This window comes from Marinimicrobium sp. UBA4509 (assembly GCF_002388575.1).
Taxonomy (GTDB): Bacteria; Pseudomonadota; Gammaproteobacteria; order Pseudomonadales; family Cellvibrionaceae; genus Marinimicrobium; species Marinimicrobium koreense.
In genome coordinates, this window is the sequence record NZ_DGMV01000041.1 from 35,303 (window position 1) to 55,436 (window position 20,134).

15 protein-coding genes and 2 tRNA genes are annotated in these 20,134 nt (G+C 60.3%); 2 read left to right on the forward strand and 15 right to left on the reverse strand.

Annotated features, from left to right (window positions below; all coding sequences use genetic code 11):
* The 13 genes from B3520_RS06210 to B3520_RS06270 form a co-directional block, all read right to left on the reverse strand.
* On the reverse strand, positions 1 to 461 hold a 461-nt coding region (locus B3520_RS06210), incomplete at its 3' end, for an ion transporter (RefSeq protein ID WP_414673878.1).
* On the reverse strand, positions 458 to 4,081 hold the full coding sequence (locus tag B3520_RS06215; RefSeq protein ID WP_286804503.1) for an ATP-binding protein: 3,624 nt from the start codon (positions 4,079 to 4,081) through the stop codon (positions 458 to 460). The genes B3520_RS06210 and B3520_RS06215, both read right to left, overlap by 4 nt.
* A gap of 174 nt (positions 4,082 to 4,255) precedes the next feature.
* Positions 4,256 to 4,966 (reverse strand): DUF4194 domain-containing protein, encoded by a 711-nt coding sequence (locus tag B3520_RS06220; protein WP_286875667.1) that lies wholly within the window; start codon positions 4,964 to 4,966, stop codon positions 4,256 to 4,258.
* On the reverse strand, positions 4,947 to 6,455 hold the full coding sequence (locus B3520_RS06225; protein ID WP_123637354.1) for a Wadjet anti-phage system protein JetA family protein: 1,509 nt from the start codon (positions 6,453 to 6,455) through the stop codon (positions 4,947 to 4,949). The genes B3520_RS06220 and B3520_RS06225 overlap by 20 nt, the downstream gene beginning before the upstream one ends.
* 7 nt (positions 6,456 to 6,462) lie before the next feature.
* Complete coding sequence (locus B3520_RS06230) at positions 6,463 to 6,738, reverse strand: DUF3012 domain-containing protein (protein ID WP_123637353.1); 276 nt, start codon at positions 6,736 to 6,738, stop codon at positions 6,463 to 6,465.
* A 7-nt stretch (positions 6,739 to 6,745) separates the two neighbouring features.
* Complete coding sequence (gene hemB, locus B3520_RS06235) at positions 6,746 to 7,729, reverse strand: porphobilinogen synthase (protein ID WP_286875669.1); 984 nt, start codon at positions 7,727 to 7,729, stop codon at positions 6,746 to 6,748.
* Between the two features lie 549 nt (positions 7,730 to 8,278).
* On the reverse strand, positions 8,279 to 8,704 hold the full coding sequence (locus B3520_RS06240; RefSeq protein ID WP_024460151.1) for a hypothetical protein: 426 nt from the start codon (positions 8,702 to 8,704) through the stop codon (positions 8,279 to 8,281).
* Positions 8,705 to 8,820: 116 nt separating this feature from the next.
* Positions 8,821 to 9,426, reverse strand: coding sequence for a transglycosylase SLT domain-containing protein (locus B3520_RS06245; protein WP_286804596.1), 606 nt, complete (start codon positions 9,424 to 9,426; stop codon positions 8,821 to 8,823).
* On the reverse strand, positions 9,426 to 11,471 hold the full coding sequence (ligA, locus tag B3520_RS06250; protein WP_123637351.1) for an NAD-dependent DNA ligase LigA: 2,046 nt from the start codon (positions 11,469 to 11,471) through the stop codon (positions 9,426 to 9,428). The genes B3520_RS06245 and ligA overlap by 1 nt, the downstream gene beginning before the upstream one ends.
* 71 nt (positions 11,472 to 11,542) lie before the next feature.
* Positions 11,543 to 12,778 carry a cell division protein ZipA gene (gene zipA / locus B3520_RS06255; protein ID WP_286804595.1) on the reverse strand — a complete coding sequence of 412 codons (1,236 nt, stop codon included), beginning with the start codon at positions 12,776 to 12,778 and terminating at the stop codon, positions 11,543 to 11,545.
* A 45-nt stretch (positions 12,779 to 12,823) separates the two neighbouring features.
* Positions 12,824 to 16,333 carry a chromosome segregation protein SMC gene (smc, locus tag B3520_RS06260; protein ID WP_286875671.1) on the reverse strand — a complete coding sequence of 1,170 codons (3,510 nt, stop codon included), beginning with the start codon at positions 16,331 to 16,333 and terminating at the stop codon, positions 12,824 to 12,826.
* Between the two features lie 138 nt (positions 16,334 to 16,471).
* Entirely contained in the window at positions 16,472 to 17,749 is a 1,278-nt protein-coding gene (gene ccmI, locus B3520_RS06265; protein ID WP_123637349.1) for a c-type cytochrome biogenesis protein CcmI, read from the reverse strand.
* A complete protein-coding gene (locus tag B3520_RS06270; RefSeq protein ID WP_286804592.1) occupies positions 17,746 to 18,222 on the reverse strand; it encodes a cytochrome c-type biogenesis protein in 477 nt (158 codons plus the stop codon). Before B3520_RS06270 ends, ccmI begins: the two co-directional genes overlap by 4 nt.
* A 194-nt stretch (positions 18,223 to 18,416) precedes the next feature.
* On the opposite strand from B3520_RS06270, the gene B3520_RS06275 reads away from it, so the two are divergent.
* Together B3520_RS06275 and B3520_RS06280 are read left to right on the forward strand one after the other, a co-directional pair.
* Positions 18,417 to 18,492 (forward strand) — tRNA-Val (locus B3520_RS06275).
* A gap of 20 nt (positions 18,493 to 18,512) precedes the next feature.
* Positions 18,513 to 18,589, forward strand: a tRNA-Asp gene (locus B3520_RS06280).
* 364 nt (positions 18,590 to 18,953) lie between these two features.
* Here B3520_RS06280 and B3520_RS06285 read toward each other — a convergent pair.
* Positions 18,954 to 19,484 carry a DsbE family thiol:disulfide interchange protein gene (locus tag B3520_RS06285; protein ID WP_286875673.1) on the reverse strand — a complete coding sequence of 177 codons (531 nt, stop codon included), beginning with the start codon at positions 19,482 to 19,484 and terminating at the stop codon, positions 18,954 to 18,956.
* A partial coding sequence (locus B3520_RS06290) for a cytochrome c-type biogenesis CcmF C-terminal domain-containing protein (protein WP_286875675.1) occupies positions 19,481 to 20,134 on the reverse strand: 654 nt, incomplete at its 5' end. The genes B3520_RS06290 and B3520_RS06285, both read right to left, overlap by 4 nt.

Sequence of the window (20,134 nt, forward strand, 5' to 3'; positions counted from 1 at the left end):
GCGTAGATATAGAAGATGATGAACATCATAAGCGCCACATAACCGAGCTGTGGCAGGGCTTTGAGCAGGGAGATGAGCAACGTGCGCAGCTCCGGGATGATGGACACCATACGCAGCACCCGGAACACCCGCACCAGGCGGCCCACCAGGGCCAGTTCGCTGTCTTCAATGGGGATCAGGCTGACGACCACGATGGTGGTGTCAAAGATGTTCCAGCCGGATTTGAAAAAGTCGCGTTTGCGCGGTTCCCCGAGGAAACGGATGGTGATTTCCACGAGAAAGAAGATGGTGATGAACCAGTCGGTAATGACAATCGCGTTGGAGATCAGCGGCGGGATATCATAGGTCTTGGCCCCGATGACCAGAGCCGAGAAGATGATGATGCCCACCACAAACAGCTCGAAGGCTTTGTTGGTACGCAGTTGGTTGAACCGGGATTGTAGAGTATCGTTTGATATCATTCGACTTCTTCCAGAAAATCCAACTCCGCCTGCTGGCGAATCGTCTGGCGGTGGTTCGCCATCAATTCCTGAATCCGCTCCCGGTCGCATTCCTGTCGATCCAACACCACCCGGGTCTGCAACTCCCCTACCCGCTCGCGGGTGGCGCACTTGCTGAACACAAACTGGTTGGAGATCAACTCCAGGAACGGACCGGATTTACTGCTGGGCATGATGAACAATAACTGTAAGCCCAGGCTCTCGGTCAGGTAGTGAATCACCTCCCGTGAGCGGTGTTCATCCATCTTGGAGAAGGCCTCATCCACCAATACCATTCGCAAATGGCTGTTGCCCTCGCCAAAGCGGAACGCCGAGGTAATGGCCGCACTGCGGATAATATACGCAGGCGTCTCCAACTGGCCACCAGAACCGGTGCCATACTGGCTCAGAGCGATGGGCTGCTTGCCTTCCGGCTCCTTGTAGATTTCGTAGCGGCGGTAATTCCGGAAATCCGCGATACGCTCCAGATCCCGCAGCGCCTTCTGCTCGTCCTCATCCAGCAGCATGGTCATCAGCCGCTCGCGCACCTTCTGGTGCTTTGGTTCAAGCTCGATATCGAACAGGGTGGCACCGTCGCCGAGACTGGGATTATCGATGATCGCCTTGAAAAACTGCCAGTACTCTTTGAATTCCGGCACCCACTGCCAATCAAACCGGAATCGCTCCCGGTCCGCGCCGAAACGGTGGTGCTCCAGCTCCCGGTTAAGGTCCTCCAGTACCCGCTTGCCATCGTTGATCGCCTGGTAGATCGAGTGACAGAGGTTGGTGACAAAGGCGTTGTTGAAGCTGTCCCGCAGGGATTGCAGTTCGCTGTGCCGCTGAGCCAGGATGTGGTTCTTGTCCCGGTTGTACAGGCTGTCGAACTGGCGGCGTAACTGGCAGATGCGGGCAAAATTCTCCCGTCCGAACTCGTCACTGAAGTCCAGTTCCAGCGCGAAAGCGTCCGCCGGGCGGCACTGCTGATTGTGTTGCAACACGCACTGCTGCAGTTTGTGCAGGGCACTTTTCAGCTCGCCCTGCACGTCCGCGAGACGGGCCTCATAATAGCGGGCCTCGCGCAGGTCCTCGTCGACCTCGGCCAACCGCGCCTCGGCATCGAACCCCGGCGCGAGCGCATCCAGGCCTTCCAGGCTCTGTTCGCACTGCTCCACCACCGCCAGAGTCTGGTCCTGATCCCGATCCAGAGTCTGGCAGCGACTGTCGATATTCTTCAATTCCGCCAGCAGGTTGGCCCGCTCCTCATTCAGCGCCCGTGCCTGAGCGGCCTGTTCATCCACCCGGCCCTTTAACGCCTGGAGCTCCTCTTCCAGAGCCTCACCGGCGCTCAGGTCGAGCTGCTCCGCCTGCTGCTCCAACGACTGCAGGCGCCGCTGGGCGCTGAGCATGGTCTGCAGGCAGTCGCCATGCTCGGGGACACGCAGTCCGTCCACGGCGGCCAGCAGTTGTTGCGCCTCGACGGCAAGATCCCGGCTCGCCTGCCATTCACGGGTCAACGCTTCCTGCTCCCGTCGGCGGGCCGCCAGGGCGCGCTCACGGGCGCTCTGGCCGAACACCAGATCGCTGTCGGCGATATCGCAGCGGAACAGAGAGTAATTCCCCGAGCCCAGGCAGTCCCGTGTGACCCCGCGACGGGTATTGCGCAGCGTATCCGCATCCGGTACCCGCTGCACTGAGCCGTAGCTCGCCTTCAGGTATTGCTCGGCGGTGTCGTGGTTGAACTGCATCACTTCCACCACACTGCCCTGGGGCAAGGCACCCAGCTTTTCATTATCCCGCCGGGCCTTGTGGCCCTGAATCACCCGGGCCTTCTGACCGACGCCACTGAGGGAGCGAACCAATCGAATGGCCTCGGCCTCATAATCCGGGTCCACAATCAAACCAAAACGGGCGCCGCCCAGATAGCCTTCGATGGCGGACTGCCACTCCGGCTCGGTCACCTCCACCTGATCGCACAGCACCCGGGCATCGGCTTCGGGAAGCTGCTTGTGCAGTTCCGCCAATGCCTGCTGCACGTAGGGCGGATAGCTCACTTCCCGGGCTTCCAATGCGCCCATTTCCCGCCCCAAACGCTCGGTTCGCGCCTGTACCTGATCGCAGGCCTGCTGGCGCTTGTCACACTCGCGCGCCAGGCGATCCCGCAGATTGGCGGTGCCCTCTTCACTCTCAAACCAGTCCGACCACAACTGGCGGTGTTGCTGTTGTTGCGTCAGAGCCTGATCCAGACGGGATTCCAACGGGCTGATGTCAATCCAGTCCCGGTTGAGCAGCTCATGGGCGTCCAGCCGAGTGTCATCCTCGGCAATCGCTTTGAGGCGGGCATTGCGAGTTTTATCGGCCAACTCCGGCAACACCAAAGACAAAGAGGTGCGGCGCAAGCCGTCGTGCAATACCTTGGCACTCTCGCGATTGCGATCGACTTTCTGCAGTTGTTCCAACAGCTTCGGCACCGTCGCGTGCAGCCGTTGCTCCTCCGCTTTGCGTTCCTGAGCCAACTGGTCTTTTTCCCGCAACCCGGGAATGCCCAGGCGTCGGGTGTTGAGATCCAACAACTGCTGCTGCAGGTCATCCCGGCGCTGCTCGCTCAACTCAATGGCCTGCCGGTTCGCTTCCACCGCCTCGCGCTGCGTTTGTTGCTTACGCTTTTCGGTCAGGTAGCGGTTCTGGCAGTCGTTGTAACGGCGCCGGGCCAGGCCGTAATGGAGCAATTGCCAATCGAGCCATTGATCGACAAAGTGACCGGCCGTGAGTCGGCCCTGGTTGAGCCGCTCAATGGCTTCGCGCAGTTGTCGGGCATCGGCTTCCATGCCGTGAATGCGCTTGAGCATTGCCGACACGGAACGAATGGCTTCGCCCAGATCGCGCGGTTCCAGCACTTCGTTGGCCACAAACTCGTCAATGCCTTTGATCGGTTTGTAGGCCATAAAGCGCGAAAAGGCCCGGGCGGCGTTCATCGCCTCCCGTTCGGACACGGCATCCTGTCGGTCCCGGATCAGACCATACAATCGGCCCAGATAGGCTTTTTTCTTGTCATACTTCTCGACGGACTCAGGGTCGAACTGTTTCCGCAACAGGCCATACGCCCGATCCAGGGGCAGCACATAGCGGCCACCGGTATCGCTCTTCAGTAAATCGGATAAGCCGAGCTGAACACCCGGCAATAACATGAATTGCAGCTCGTCCAGACGCGCGACCCGTTGCTGGCCGGAGCCTTCCAGGTGGGCACGCATTCCGATCAGTGCGGTGAACGGCTCACTGGTCTCTCCCGGGGTCGGGTAAAACACCGCGCCGAGGTAGCCATCACAACCTTCGGGCCGCGCGTAGGCACCGTCGTCGCAGCCGAGCACATAGGAGGCGAGCGTGCGCACCTGTTTGCCACCCCGCCCGCGCTGGCTGGCTTCGTCCTGTCCGGGGTTGAAATGGAACAGGTTGTCGTGGGCGGCGGTCATGATGGTCTGAATGGCATCCGCCGCAGTGGTTTTACCCGAACCATTCCCTCCGGAGAAGAGATTGATCGGGCCGAATTCACATTCGGTATTGGGGATGTTGCCCCAGTGGATGTAGATGAACTTCTTCAGATACATAAATCAGGTCTCACCAAGTGCGTCTTGGTTCTTGTTCGGTCATGTGGCTGGGGTTACGGCAAGTTTGGGTTACGGCGGATGCGGCCTTTGGCCTTATCCGCCCTACGCGGACTGCCGTGGTTTGCGTAGGGCGGATAAGCGCAGCGCATCCGCCGTAACCCATCTCGGCCGCCATCACCGCTCCCCGGAAAATATCGATGCGCCTTCCGGTTCGGCCTCGCCGGACACCTCCGCGGTCGGCGCTTCGGCTTCAATGTCATGCCGCAAATTATCCAGCCACTCGTTGTTCACCAGGTTTACAATCAACGGCCGCACCTTGATCCAACTATCGGTCTGCTCCAGATCCGCCTCCTGGGCGTAATGAATCAGCCGCAACTGACGCAGCCGGCGGAACAGCTGACGGCGCTCCGCCAGGGCTTCGGGCAGGCTGCGCTGCAGGAGGTTCTTGCTGGCCAGCGCCACCGCTTCCAGTGACAGGGTCGCGCAGCCCTGTTCGTCAATCACACCCTCGCGCACCGCCTTGTCATACTCGGCGCGTAAAATCAGCACGAGGGCGATTTCCGCCTGATTCAGGCGGGTGCGAAAACCGCCGTTAAACGGCTCGTCACTTTCATCTTCAATGCCGGGCACTCTCGCACCGGGCGGGATCAGGCGGACAAACTGAAAGCGCGTATCGTGTTGCAGACGAACCCCCATCAGGCTGAGGTAGTCATCCACCAGGGCTTCAATGCGCTCAAAGCGATCGTACAGCTCGGCTTCCACCTGACTGTCGTCCCGGCACAATACGCCATAGTCCAGCAGTCGCTGAATCAACTCCCGCCACTCCTTGAGGGTCAGGTTGTGTGACTCCAGGGCCCGTTCTAGGCTATCGGTCAGAGGGCTCATTGGCATCCTCGGTCAGTTCAATAATGTATTCGTCGCGGTGGGTGAAGAAATCACCCTCGGTAATGCGCGGGCTTTCCGCCAACCAGGCCTCATCCTGACGCACCCGAAAACCGAACTCGGAGGACAGGTTGGCCGCCGCCCCCACCTCGGTGGCCCGCGCCAGACTCAACAATTCGGGGAGACTCACGGCGGTCAGCGACCGGCTGCTGACCTGCCCCTGTTCGTCCAGCGCCTGTTGTACGTAGGCGCGCACATCCTTGCCCTGCAGCGAAAACGCCTGTTCAAGGGCTTGCTGAATATACAGCTGTCGTTGCGCGTCCCGGTCCAGGGGCTGATCATCGTCCAGGTCACTGCGAATGGGGGCCCGGGCGCGTCGCTCACGCAGCACCAGTTGGCCTGGGTCGATATAGCGCAAGTGCAGTGCGGACCAGTCCTCGCCGTGACGCTGCAACAGTTCGTCCTGTCGCTCGCGAGGTTGCGCCGCCAACAACTGACACAGCTCCAGGGCGCCGTCACCGCTCTGGGCATGAATATAGCTTAGCTGGCGGATGATGATATCGGCCCGCTGGGTAAACGTATTCAGGGCCTTGCGCAGGGCCGGCAACATCACATCGCAGGCATTTTTCAGTCGCGTCTCGATGGTTTGAAGCAGGGTTTCCAGTAGCGAGCTACCCGGCACCACCCGTTGCGGCAAGAGTGCTCGCAGGCGCAACTCCATCACCGCGCGCCAGTCTTTCTCGGCCGTTTCGGGGTCGCCTTCTCCGTATTTGCGTTTGCGCCGAATGCGGCTGATGATCCGGGCCACCTGGTCCCGGTATTTCTCTACGCTATCGGCGGACAGCCGGACTTCCAGATCGGGTTTGAAGACTTTTTCCATAAAGTCGAAAAATTCATCGCTGGCCTGTTGCACCAACTGCCGGGCTTCAACATCGCGGACCAACTGCCGCTTACGTTCCTCCAGCTCTGCAATCACATCGGTGAAGTCGCTGATGATCCGCTCGGAGTATTCGTAGGCATCCAGCAGGTCGTGGACTTCGCCGCGATCCAGAAAGGCCTGGAGACTGTTGCGGGTATTGCGGGTGTTACGGTGCCGGGTGCGAAAGTCATTGTGCTGGTTGGCTGCAAAGGGCTGAGTAAACAGCCGTCCCATGCGGGAAAAGCCGTAGCTGCTCTGCAGGTTGGCATCATCTACCCGACGCTCCAGCCAGCCGGCTTCGAGCAGTCGATTGACAATAAAACCGGCCAGTTCCCGTTGGGTTTTGAAGCGCCCCTCGCTGTCACCGGGCTCGTCGCGACTGTCCAGAACCGGAGTGCGGGCTATCGCTTCCTTGAAAATATCCAGCAGCCCTTCCCGATTCAGGCCTGCGCCATAATCCCGCAGATCGGTGTATAGCCGTTGGTACAACAGACGCAGGCATTCCGCGACCACTTCACGGTACTTTCCCGTCAGCGGATTGAAGAAATGGGGACGTTCGTCGGTGAAGAACATTCAGCAGTTAATCGTAAATACACTGGTCGGCAAAGGTCTGGGAATCCTCCCGCGACCAGTCGGCATTGGGGACGTTCATCATCTGCTCGCACCAGGCCTCACTGCCGGGTTCGGCATTCACCTCGATTTGGGGGATTTCAGAATCACGCTCGGCGGGCGCGGGAATGACCGCGATATCCCGGGCCGGCTCCTCTGGTTCGGATTCAGGCTGATTCAGAATCAGCAACACGCCGACAACAATCATCAGGACACTGGCGCCCATCAGGGCAAAAATCGCTTTCATGACTACCTCAGGATTCGTTCAGCCAGTCGGCTACGGTTTCGGCAAAATAGGTAATGATCAAGTCGGCCCCAGCGCGCTTGAACGCCAACAGACTTTCCATGGCAACCGCCCGTTCGTCAATCACTCCGGCCTCGGCGCCGGCCTTGATCATGGCGTACTCGCCACTGACCTGATACACCGCCAGCGGCCGAGCGGAATGCGCTCGAATGTCCGCCAGCACGTCCAGATAGGCGATACCCGGCTTGACCATCAGAATGTCCGCCCCTTCATCCTCATCCTGCAGGGATTCCGCCAGCGCTTCCCGACGATTGGCGGGGTCCATCTGGTAGCTGGCCCGGGTGCCTTTGAAATTGCTGTCCACAGCGTCCCGGAAAGGACCATAGAAGGCGGACGCAAATTTGGTGGAGTAGGACATCACCGGAATATGGCCATAACCGGAGGCATCCAGTGCGGCACGGATGGCGGCGATCATGCCGTCCTGCATCCCGGAGGGGGCAATCATGTCGACCCCGGCCTTGGCCGCCACCACGACCTGCTTCTGCAGGTTCTTCAAAGTCGCATCGTTATCGACATCGTCCCCATGGACGACGCCACAGTGACCGTGATCGGTATATTCGCAGAAGCAGTTGTCGCTGATGACGCACATCTCGGGCTGGGCGGCTTTGACGGTGCGGATCATCCGCGCCATCAGGCCTTCGCGGTTCCATGTGTCGCAGCCTTCGGCGTCTTTATGCCGGGACACGCCAAACAGCAGTACCGCCCGAATGCCTTTTTTCCAGGCGCTGGTGACTTTGTCGGCGAGCTGGGCTTCTGGGTAGCGAACCACGCCGGGCATGCTGCCTATTTCGACGGGTTGATCAATGCCTTCTTCGACAAACAACGGCAATATCAGGTCACTGACCTCAAGCCGGGTTTCCCGAACCATGTCGCGCAGCGCGCCCGTCCGCCGCAGCCGACGAAACCGAAATTCGGGATGAGTATCGTTGGTCATTGATTACCTCTGATCGATTTTTGATTGTGGCCAACGCCAAACATTCTTAGCGTAACAAGTACGAATGCAAAATAGCCGGGCTTGTCGGGTTACGCTTCGCTAACCCGACCTACTCACGGGATGACCCCGTAGGTCGGATTAGCGAAGCGTAATCCGACACAAACCTTACGTGCTAGCCGGAAGGTCCGGCGGCTACAAGGTAAGGGGTTTCGGAAACGCATAAACCCGTGACGTGCATGGATGCACGAATGCCGCGATGGCATGGATGCCAAAGAGCGGCCCATGGGGCTCCATCGCTTCTCCCTGAAGCGACGGTTCCGAAACCCCTTACCTTGCATCCGCCTCCGTGCGGTCGTAGCGATCCCGGTGCCGCACCCAACTCGCTTACGTCAGTGCTGAGGCGGATGCGGGGTATAGCCATTGGAGACTCTCGGAGACATGGATGTCGACGAGAAGCCCCCATGGATGGGTTCACGGCGGGTCTCCAATGGCTATACCCCGTAGCCGCCGGGCTCTCGGGTTAAACCGAAAGTTATCGTATCGTCGCCTTCAAACCGCCAGAGCACCCTCGTGCGACCACTCGCAGCGTACCTGCATATCTCCTGAGCCCGGCTTGTGGTAGCTTGCCGTAGACTCCCAGGTGAATGTATGCGTGCCGCACAACTCCGTTTCCAGGTGTACCGTGGCCGAGACCCAATACATCTTGCTCAGTAAATCCTCAAACTGTGCGATCCACTGATCCCACTCATACTCAACGGCTTTATAGGATGCGCCGAAATGCATCACCTCCGTCTGGTAGTGTCCTGGACGAACCTCCACCTGCGGAATCGAAAACATCTCCTGGGACAAAAACGGCCAATCGTCCGCGTGCGGCAACGTCAACATCGCGTCGCGATTGACCAGCAGGCGTTGCCCTTCCGAGGGAAGATACGCCATGTCCTTGATGCAACCATACACAATCGATTCTTGATCCATAGCCGCTCCTTTTCACGACTGCCTGACCAATGTTTTTGTCGGGTTACGCTTCGCTAACCCGACCTACTCGCAGTTCCGTAGGTCGGATTAGCGCACAGCGCGTAATCCGACATCAGTTACCGCAACGGCCACCACCAAGGGCCTTTGAAACGCCTTTCGCAAGACTTCAATTGCTCGCGATAGCGCCGAGCCCGCTGTTCCACTTTACCGGCAACACCCACCAGCCACGCTTTCTGATCAAAGGTTCGCCGTTTAAAGCCGCCGTGACCTTCGTGGTACGCCAGGTACAGATTTCGGGCGTCGTTTTTGTCGATGCCAACCCGCTTTTTACTCTGGGCATTGTACCAGCCGACAAAATCAATCGCGTCTGCAAAATAGCTGCGGCTGGCCCAGTGATTACCGCTCATGCGCTGATATTCTTTCCAGGTTTCGTCTTTCACTTGCGCGTAGCCAAACGCGCTGCTCTTTCTCGGACCCGGGATCACCCACAGGATTTTCGTGCGCGGCGGCTTGGCCTTGGGGCGAAAGGTTGATTCCTGGTACATCATGGCCATCAACGTCGGGATGTCCGAGCCCCAACGGCGCTCGGCGCGCCGGGCGTCTTTGTACCAACCTCGCTTTTCGTCAAAGACGTCGCAGATGTTGTCGCTGCTCTTGGGCGGAGCGGAGGCGCAACCAACCAGTGTGGTCAGTGCCAACAGCATCAGACTCAGCGCTCGCATCAGTTCTGCTCCCACTGGTTCAACAACTCAAGCAGGCCGGCCTCGTCCATTATATCCACGTCCAACTCCTCGGCTTTTTTCAGCTTGGAGCCGGCCCCGGGGCCGGCGACAAGGTAATCGGTTTTCTTCGACACACTGCCCGCCACTTTGGCACCCAGGGCCTGCAGACGTTCCTTGGCCTCATCCCGTGTCAGGGATTCCAGCGATCCGGTCAGGACGTAGGTCAGCCCCGCCAGGGGTAAGGACCCACGGTCAATGGGCGCCTGTTCCGTCCAGGAAATGCCGGCGTCGCGCAGAGCCTTTACCGCCTCGCGGTTGTGGGGCTGGGCAAAGAACTCGGCGACGAAGTGGCCTACTACAGGGCCGATATCGTCCACTTGTTGCAGATGCTCTTCATCCGCTTGGGCCAGGGCATCCAGACTGCCGTAGTACTGGGCCAGATTGCGGGCGGTGGCCTCCCCCACTTCACGGATACCCAGGGCGTAGATGAACTTGGCCAGGGTGGTCTGTTTGCTGTTGTCCAGGGCCTTGAGCAGGTTGTCCGCGGACTTCTCGCCCATGCGTTCCAGCCCAGTCAGGTCTTCACGGGTCAGGTGGTAAAGATCGGCCACCGCGTTAACCAGGCCTTTTTCCACCAGCTGATCCACCAGCTTGTCGCCAAGACCATCCACGTCCAGTGCTTTGCGGGAGACAAAGTGCTTGATGGCCTCTTTACGCTGGGCGGCACAGATCAGGCCGCCGTCGCAGCGGGCTACGGCCTCGCCGGGTACGCGTTCGACCGGCGAGCCACACACCGGGCAGTGGTCGGGAAATTCAATCTCACGCGCATCGTCGGGGCGGCGGTCGGTGACCACCGAGACGATCTGCGGAATCACATCCCCGGCGCGGCGCACGATGACGGTATCACCGATTTTGACGCCCAGTCGCTCGATTTCGTCACGGTTGTGCAGGGTGGCGTTGGAAACGGTGACGCCGCCGACGAACACCGGTTCCAGCCGCGCCACCGGAGTGACCGCGCCAGTGCGCCCGACCTGAAACTCGACGTCGAGCAGTTGGGTCATTTCTTCCTGAGCGGGAAATTTATAGGCGATCGCCCAGCGCGGCGCGCGGGCCACAAAGCCCAGCTCGTCCTGCAGGTCCCGGCGGTTGACCTTGAACACGATACCGTCGATGTCGTAATCCAGCTGCGCCCGCCGTTCGCCCAATTGCTGGTAGTACTCAATACAGGCATCTGCGCCCTGCACTACCCGCATTTCACGGTTGATCTTGAGGCCCCAGTCACGGAACGCCTCGAGTGTTTCCGAGTGCTTGGCGGGTACCTCGCCATCTTCGACATAACCCACGCTGTAGGCACACATCTCCAGGGGGCGCGTCGCGGTAATGCGCGCGTCCAACTGCCGCAGGCTACCAGCGGCCGCATTGCGTGGATTGACGAACAATTTATCGCCCTTTTCCCGGGCCTTTTCGTTCAAGGCTTCGAAGCCGGCTTTGGGCATGTAAATTTCACCGCGCACCTCGAGCACCCGTGGGTACCCGGAGCCACGCAGTTTCAGGGGAATCGAGTCGATGGTGCGGACATTCTGGGTAATGTCTTCGCCCTGGGTGCCGTCTCCCCGGGTGGCGCCGCGCACCAGGAGGCCATCGCGGTACAGCAGGCTCACTGCAATGCCGTCGAGCTTGGGCTCGCAGGCGTATTCAATAGTGGCGTCGTCCTGCAGCCGATCCCGGACCCGCCGGTCGAAGGCGATCAGGTCGTCCTCGCCGAACGCGTTATCGAGGGAGAGCATCGGCAGTTCGTGAGTGACCGTGGCGAAGGCGCTCAGCGGTGTCTGTCCAACCCGCTGGGTAGGTGAGTCCGGCGTCACCAACTCGGGATACTCGGCTTCCAGATCCTGCAACTCGCGCATCAACCGGTCATAGGCCGCATCGGGAATCCGGGGCTCGTCCAGCGCGTAGTAGCGGTAGTTGTGTTCCTGAATCTCGGCCCGGAGCGTTTGCGCCCGGGCGCTGGTCTCGGCCGGAATGGCAGAGGTCGATTTGGCCATGTACGGAATTATCCTGGCAGTCGGGTTACTTCATTGTCAGACGGTTCAGCGTGGGCTCGTGCCCAGGTCGCCTAGTGCGGCATCCGGGACAGCTGCTTGCGCTCGAACTCGTGGATGCGCTGGCGGCAGTGTTCCTGGGTCTGCCGGGTCATGACGCTGCGGTTTTCGTCCTTGAGCTCGCCCCCCAGCTCCAGGGCAATGGCCCGGGCGGCTTCGAGCATTTCGTCGAACACTTCCACATTGTCCAGCTCGACCCGCTCTTCAAGCGGTAGCGTCATGAACAGGCTGACGCCGGGCGTTGTGAAGTCCGCCATGGTGTCCAGATCAAAGACGCCGGGCTTGACCATATTGGCCAGGCTGAACAGGATCGGGCCGCCACCTTTGGCCCCTTCGTAGCGATGGAAAATGTTCATGTCACCAAAGCGCAGGCCCGCTGACACCAGCGAGTCCAACAGAGCGTCCCCGCGGAATTGCTCACCGGTGGGCGCCATCACGTTCACGATCAGCACCTCATCGGGCTGCGGTGGCGCCTTCGGCGGCTCCTCCGGTTTGGCTTTGCGACGGTCAGAGGGCCCTTTTTCGGCTTTCCGGGGCTCGGGTTTTGCGGGCGCGGGTTTGGGCGATTTTGCCACCGGCGCTTCGGGCTTTTTAGCCTCACTGCGGGCGGGGCTCGAGGGTTCCGGCTTGGCCGCCCTGGCGCTGGATACGCTGCTGTCGGCGTTTCCACCCAAGGTGGGCTCGATCCGCTCCGGATCGTCCTCAAAGGTATCTTCGCCGGTGGTTTCCATCAAAATGGGCACCGATTCGTCCAGATTCAGCGTGACCTGCTCCGGAATGCCCCGGTGGGTTTCCGGGCGCTGGCGTTCAGAGGTCAGCTTGGAGGTGGCGGGCGGCCGAGTCTCGGCTTCGGCCGCTTCGCTGTCCAGTTCGGCCAGTTGCTGATCGAGGTTGGTTTCGTCGTCCTCGGCCAGCTCACCGTCCTCTTCCTGCAGCGCTTCGCGATCGTCAAACGCTCTATCATCAAAATCCTGACCATCAAGGTCCCGATCGTCATCGACTTCATCCACGGGGGCGTGATGGAAAGGACGCTCATCCTCCGGCGTCTCCCGATAGGCCACCACGCGCGCACCGCCATTGGGAAGCTCGGCGCTATAGTCGTCGGCGGCCGCCTTGCTCGACCCCGCTGAGCGGCGTACCGAGGGCGAAACCTTCAGGGAGTCTTTGCGGGCATTGTGCATACGCCGCCAGCCATCGAGCAGAATCCCGAGGATCAGGAGGATAATCAGTATCGTCAGCCAGTCACCCATAGCGTTAACCGTCAATTACTCCGTTGTCTGCTCGCCCGAGGCGCATTATACCGCTGCCAGTTCCGCGGCTTCGTCCACATCCACAGTAACCAGGCGGGATACGCCCGGTTCGTGCATGGTAACACCCATCAACTGGTGCGCCATCTCCATGGCAATCTTGTTGTGGGTAATATAAATGAATTGCACGTGCTGGGACATCTCTTCCACCATGCGGGCATAGCGGCCCACGTTGGCGTCATCCAGCGGCGCGTCCACTTCGTCCAGCATACAGAATGGTGCCGGATTCAGGCGGAAAATCGAGAATACCAGGGCAATGGCCGTAAGCGCCTTCTCCCCACCGGAGAGCAGGTGAATGGTACTGTTCCGCTTGCCCGGTGGCCGCGCCATGATGGCAATACCGGTATCGAGTAAATCTTCGCCGGTAAGTTCCAGATAGGCGTGTCCGCCGCCGAACACTTTAGGGAACAGCTCCTGGAGGGACTTGTTGACCTCGTCAAAGGTCTCCTTGAACCGTGTCCGGGTCTCGCGGTCGATTTTGCGGATCGCGTTTTCCAGAGTTTCCAGCGCTTCGCGCAAGTCTTCATCCTGAGCGTCCAGGTACTGTTTGCGCTCTGACTCGGTCTGGTACTCGTCGATGGCGGCCAGGTTGATGGCGCCCAAGCGCGCAATGCGGCCGGCCACCTGTTCCAGCTCCTGCTCCAGGGGCTTCACTTCGGCGTCCTCGGACAGGTCCGCCAACAAGGTGTCCAGGTCAAACTCATCTTCTTTCAGTTGCTGGGCGAGCCCGGCCCGCTGCACTTCAAAGGTCTGGGCGGCCAGGCGCTCCTGTTCCAGATGGGCCCGCACCGCCTGAACTTCCTGCTCAGCCTTGTGCCGGGCCTGTTCGGCGGTGCGCAGCTCCTGTTCGACCTCTTCAAGGGCGCGGCGAGCCTCGCTCAACTCCCCTTCGACCGCCAGGCGCTTGTCCAGATTCGCTTCCAGCTCAAGCTGGTGCTCCTCGGCGGGATCCCGCGTTTCGCCGAGTGCTTCCAGCAATTGTTCTTTGCGTTCGCGCAGCCGCTGGGTCTGCTCCTGCAGGCGGGTAATACCCAAGCGAATGCTGTCCAGCTGGGTTTTCAGAGACTGGGCGCGCATGGCCATTTCATGGGCCTTGTCGCGATCGTGCCGGGCCTTCTGCCGGGCCTGATCCAGACCGGAGCGGATTTCATCCCGCTGCTGCAACAGGCGCTCACGCTCATCGGTGTCCATTTCCATGGATTCGATGGCTTCGCTGAGGATCATCCGGGCTTCGGCGAGCTGTTCGCCCTCCTGGTCCAGTTGTTCACTGGCTTCCCGGATTTCGGTTTCGGTGCGCTCGCGGCGAACGCTGATCTGTTCGATACGGGCCTGCTTGGCACTCAACTGGGCTCGCAACTCACCGGCGCGGCGGCTCTGCTCGTCGGATTCCCGACGCTGGTTTTCCCGCTCGCGCTCGAGGTTCTGCACGGCCTCGCGGCCTTCGGTGCGGGCCTCATCCAGACGGGCAACGGTTTCCTCGAGTTCCGCAATGCTGGCGTCGAGCTCTTCAAGCTCCTGACGGCGGGCAATCACACCGTCGCTGGCGTCGGTGTCCCGGGCCACTTTCAGCCACTGGGGACCGAGCCACAGGCCGTCGCGGGTAATCACCGACTCGCCGGCCTCCAGCTGTGAGCGCAGCGCCAGGGCGGAGGGCAAGTCTTCGGCGATGTAGACACCGCGCAGCAACTCACTCAGATCCCAGTCGGCCTGAACCTTGTCCAGCAGGCGCTCCGCCTTGTCACCGGTGACGGCGCCCGGCCGGCGGGCCGTATCCATCAATACCAGTTCACCCTGGCTGAGTCCCCCGAGGGTATTGGCTACCGCATCAAAACCGTCCACGCAGACCGCCTGCAGACTGTTGCCCAGGGCAGTCTCGACCGCCTTGTCCCAGCCGTCGGACACGGTCAGGGTTTCCGCCACACGCGGCTGGTCGGTCAGTTGCTGCTCGGCCAGCCAGTCGGCGACGGCCTCGCTCTTCTCACCCAGGGCGGCCTGTTGCAGGGCTTCCAGGGAGGCGTGGCGGCCGCGCAGGCTCTGTAGCTTGCTGCGCGCCTGATCCAGCTCGTCCGCCAGGCGGTTGTTGTCTTCCCGGCGGGTTTCCAGTTCCTCGCCCAACGCTTCGCTGCGACCGCGTTTTTCCTCGACCACCAGGTCCAGTTCGGCCAACTGTTCGTTCAGCTGTTCGATTTCTTCATCGTCGGAGCCCAACTGAAGGTTGGATTTCTCCTCCTTGAGCTTCTCGATCCGTTGCAGCAGGCGCTGCTGAACCTGTTCCAGATGCTGAATCCGGGACTGCTGAACTTCCGCCCGCTGGCGGGGCTCGGCGGCACGCTGGTTGAAGGTATCCCATTCGGTCTGCCAGCGCTGCATGGCCTCTTCCGACTCCTGCAAAGCGTCCCCGGAGGACTCCTCGGCGGCCCGAACCAGTTCCAGCTCCGGCTCTATTTCCATCAGCTCGGCTTCCCAGCCCTCGGCTTTCTCCCGGTCAAACTGCAGGCTGTCTTCGGCTTCGCGGCTGTCCCGCTCGGTCTGCTCCAGGTCGGTCTGTAGTTGGCGGCTGCGCTCCTGGGCGTGCTGGATGGTCTGTTCAATGCGGGCAATGTCCGCGCCAATGGCATAGTACCGGCCCTGAACTTCATTGAATTTATCCTGAAGTTCGGTGTACTGGCTGCGACACTTCTCGATCTGGGTATCCTTGTTCACCTGATCGGTGACGAAAGACTCCATGCGCAGCTCCAGGTCGCGGATACCGGTCTGCTTTGCCTTGGCCTGATCGTCCAGGTTTCGGTACTTAAGGGCCTGTAACTGGGCTTTGAGCTGGCGTTCTTCTTTCTTGTATTCGGTGTACTTCTCCGCGGCCTGTGCCTGGCGCTGCAGGCGGCTGAGCTGACGCTCCAGCTCATCGCGAATGTCGGTCAGGCGCTCCAGGTTTTCCTGGGTGCGGCGCATGCGGTTTTCGGTGTCACGGCGCCGCTCCTTGTACTTGGAGATCCCCGCCGCCTCCTCGATATACACCCGCAGCTCTTCGGGCTTGGCCTCAATCAGGCGTGAGATCATGCCCTGCTCGATGATGGCGTAGCTGCGCGGGCCGAGGCCGGTGCCAAGGAAAATGTCGGTAATATCCCGACGGCGGCACTTGGTGCCGTTCAAGTAGTAGAAGTTCTGGGCTTCGCGGGTGACCTTCCGCTTGATGGAAATTTCGTTGAACGCGGCGTATTCGCCCTGCACGGTTTTGTCCGAGTTATCAAACACCAGCTCGATGGACGCCTGACCCACCGGCTTGCGGGCGTTGGAACCGTTGAAAATGACGTCGGTCATGGCTTCGCCGCGCAGGTTTTTGGCGGAGGACTCCCCCATTACCCAGCGGACGGCGTCAATGATGTTGGACTTGCCGCAGCCGTTGGGGCCCACGACCGCGCACAGGTTGCTGGGAAAGTTGACCGTGGTCGCGTCGACGAAGGATTTAAAACCGACCAGCTTGATACACTTGAGGCGCATAGGTCCCTATCACTCTGTTTCGACGTTCGGCGCCCGGATTGCCGTCGCCTAGCCCATTGAAATCATTAGAATTTTAGCGCTCCAAAGACTCGGGCTTCGGAGCGCTCAGCAAAAGCGAGGATTCTACACGGATTTGTGCTATTCGGCGATGGGCTCGTCAATGACCAGGGTCAGGGGCTCAGAGCGGTTCTCCAGGTCAACCGGACCCATACGCCCCTCCCAGTCGCCGGCCTGAGGAACAGCGTCCCCACTGGGCGATAGCCGTGCGACCAGTTCTACCTGCTCCACTGTGGCCAGTGAGGCCGCCGGTGACATGGCCATAGTTTCATCCAAAGTAATGGATAATGGCAATTGACTCGCCGCTACCCTTTGAATGGCAAGGGGCATGGGTGATCCATCCCAGGCACGGGCGTAAACGAACACTGTTTCGTCACCGTCGTACTGGACCTGCTCGCTAAGCGACACTTCAACCGTGACGCTGACCTTGCCCTCCGAGGCGTCGGCTGTCTGGGGTTCACCGGACTCCCCTAGCGCCTGACGGGCCCGGTCAATCCCTCTCTGAAACGCCATGGCGTTGCCGGATTGCGGATTCATTACCTCCAGTGCGCGCTGCCAGTAATCAATCGCGTCCTGAAAGTTGCGCTGACCAAAGGCATTGATACCCGCCAGACCCAGCGCCGTGGTCTCCTGGGGGTCGGCGGCCAGCGCTTCTTCGATCAGGGTCTGGGCGCGCTCACCAATCCGATTGTCGTCCCGGATGAACAGGGTTTCCGCCAATTCGGCACGAATACGCGCGGAGCCGGGTTCGAGCGCAAGTATCCGCTCGTAGGCGTCCACCGCCTGGTCGTAGTGGCCCAGTTCGCGGGAATAGTGCGCCAGCAGGAACAGATATTGAGTGGAGTCCGGTTCTTTTTTCAGGCGGGCCTGAATGTGCTCCACCAGCTCCCAGGTCCGGCTGGGATCGACCCGCTGGTCGCTCATCCGCTCTTCCCGATCAAGACGAGCCTTATTCGCCTGAAGATCTGCCAGAAACACATCTTCGCTGGCACCGCGCCACTCATAAAACACCAGACTGCCTACCATGGATGCCGCCGCCACAATCACCAGCACGCGACCGCCGGGCAGCGCCCGCCCGCGAACCGGCTTACTGCTGGCCAGCTCGCGCTCCTCCTGCAGCAGGGCTCGCTCCTGCTCCAGTTTCAGTTGCTCGAAAGTTTCCTGATTGATGCGCCCGGCATCCCGGTCGGCCTCAAGCTCCGCCAGGTACTTGCGAAACAGCGCCACATTGGTTTCCAGGTAGCGCCGGCGCACCTGTTCAAGGTGTGAACCGGTCGCCTTGCGTCGCATGGGCCAAAGAAAAAACGCCAGAGCCACGACCACCATCAGGGCCATGACCCACCACAAAGGAGTCATCATCGTTCGGGATTCTCGTCGTCGGAAGAATTCAACAGCCGGTCCAGCTCGGAGCGTTCGGCATCAGTGAGGTTTTTGGCCGTCTCGGTCGGGGCCAGCCCGCTGCTGCGTCGCTGACGCACTACCCAGATAAGGATGATGATACCGAGCAACAACACCACTACCGGCCCGAGCCAGAGCGCCAGCGTGGCCGCTTTCAGTGGGGGGCGGTAGAGTACGTAGTCGCCGTAGCGCTCGACAAGGAAGTCGGTGATTTCCTTGTCGGCGCGCCCTTCTTTGATCATCCGGTAGACCTGATCACGCAGGTCCTTGGCAATCGGAGAATCAGATCCCGCCAGATTCTGGTTCTGACACTTGGGGCAGCGAAGCTCATCAATAAAGCTCTGGTACCGTTGCCGGTCCGTCTCGCTGTCAAATTCACGGATATCCACGGCGCCCTGCGCCGCCGACCAGGGCAACATCAACAGCCACCCCATAAACCACCAAGTCCGCACCAATGACCTCAAGGCAAACGCCCCCTCTGCTGATTCGAGAGCGAAGAGTATAACAAGCCCCTCTCTCAGGTGGCGAGAAACCCGAATAAATTCGCCAGAGAAAGTTTTTTGAAAAAAATGCCAAAAAGGAATTGACCTGAGCCCTCGTTTCATTAGAATACGCAGCTCCTGAACGGGGGTGGTTAGCTCAGTTGGTAGAGCGGCGCCCTTACAAGGCGTAGGTCACAGGTTCGACTCCTGTACCACCCACCACATCCGTTCACGCTACCGTTGGACCGGTAGTTCAGTTGGTTAGAATGCCGGCCTGTCACGCCGGAGGTCGCGGGTTCGAGTCCCGTCCGGTCCGCCATACATACGAAAAAGGCCCACACGAAAGTGTGGGCCTTTTTCGTATGTATCGTGGAATGTGATGGGCGAGAACCCGCGCTCCGGGTTCGACCAATCGGCAGGATAGCCGATTGGCACAGCGCAAAGCGCTGCCCGAAGGGTGGGCGCCATGGACGGCGCCCATGAGTCCCGTCCGGTCTGCGCAGCGCGGAGCGCTGCCAATGAGATCAGGCGAAGACAGTAGACCGCCAAGAAGTTCGATTCGAGGTTGGGTTACGGCGGATGCGCTTCGCTTATCCGCCCTACGCATCCTCTGCCGCCACATTCCACATACACGAACCACGGCAGTCTCCAACGGTGGATGACGCGCTTCGCGCTTATCCGCCCTACTCGGCTTTCAACCGCTCCACCAAGGGCCCAAGCTCCTCATCCCACACACGCTGGTCGATAATCCCAACATGGCGATGACGGATCACGCCCTGCTTATCGACCACATAGGTCTCAGGCGCCCCAAACACGCCCAGATCCACCCCGAGACGACCGTCCTGATCGACCACACTCAGACGATAAGGATCATGTAACTGCGCCAACCAGCGCTTGGCCTCTTCTACATCGTCTTTATAGTTGATGCCATAAATCGGCATTCCCTGCTCGGCCAACCGCACCAGAAACGGGTGCTCGATCCGACAGGCGGCGCACCAGGTGGCCCAGACATTGACCAGACTCACCTCACCCTTGAAGGTCTGCTCGGTAATCTGCGCATCGGCATCCCGTACCGTGGGCAGATTGAACGCGGGCATCGGATCGCCTATTCGGCTGGACGGCATTTCGGTTGGATCGAGGCTCAGTCCACGCCAGAACAGCACCGCGAGTACTGCAAAAATCATCAGCGGGATAAACAGCTTCAGACGATTCATTCGGTGACCTCGCCTCCCAGGGTAGGCGCGTGACTATCGGCTTCCTTCTGGGCCAGCCGGCGGTAGCGCTTATCGGCCACAGCCAGCCCCCCACCGAGGGCCATGAAAATCGCCCCGAGCCAGATCCAGCGTACGAACGGTTTGATGTGCACCCGCATGGCCCAGGCACCATTCTCCAGCGGCTCACCCATGGCGACGTAAAGGTCCCGGAACAGTCCCGGGTCCAGGGCCACCTCTGTCATCAGGTTGCCGCCGGCCAGATAGCGTCGCTTCTGGGGCGTCATCTGAAACAGGTACTCACCGTCTTTGGAAACGCGGATACGGGCTTCATCCGCCAGATAGTTGGGCCCACGGACCCGCTCAACACTCTCAAGCACAAATTCATAGTGGCTTGTGCGCACTGACTCGCCGGGCGCCATGCGGACATCCCGCTGCTCGGTGTACACGGTATTCAGGCAGACACCGATCGTAGTGACCGCGATACCGGCGTGCGCCAGCTGCATGCCCCAATAACTCAAGGTCAGCTTTCTCAGGCCGGTCCACCAGCGTTCGCTGTGACGCAACCGGTAGCTCAAATCCGAGATGCCCGCAGTGACGATCCACAGCGCGAAGAACACCGCTAGGCCGGCCTGCCAGGAATACTGGTCACC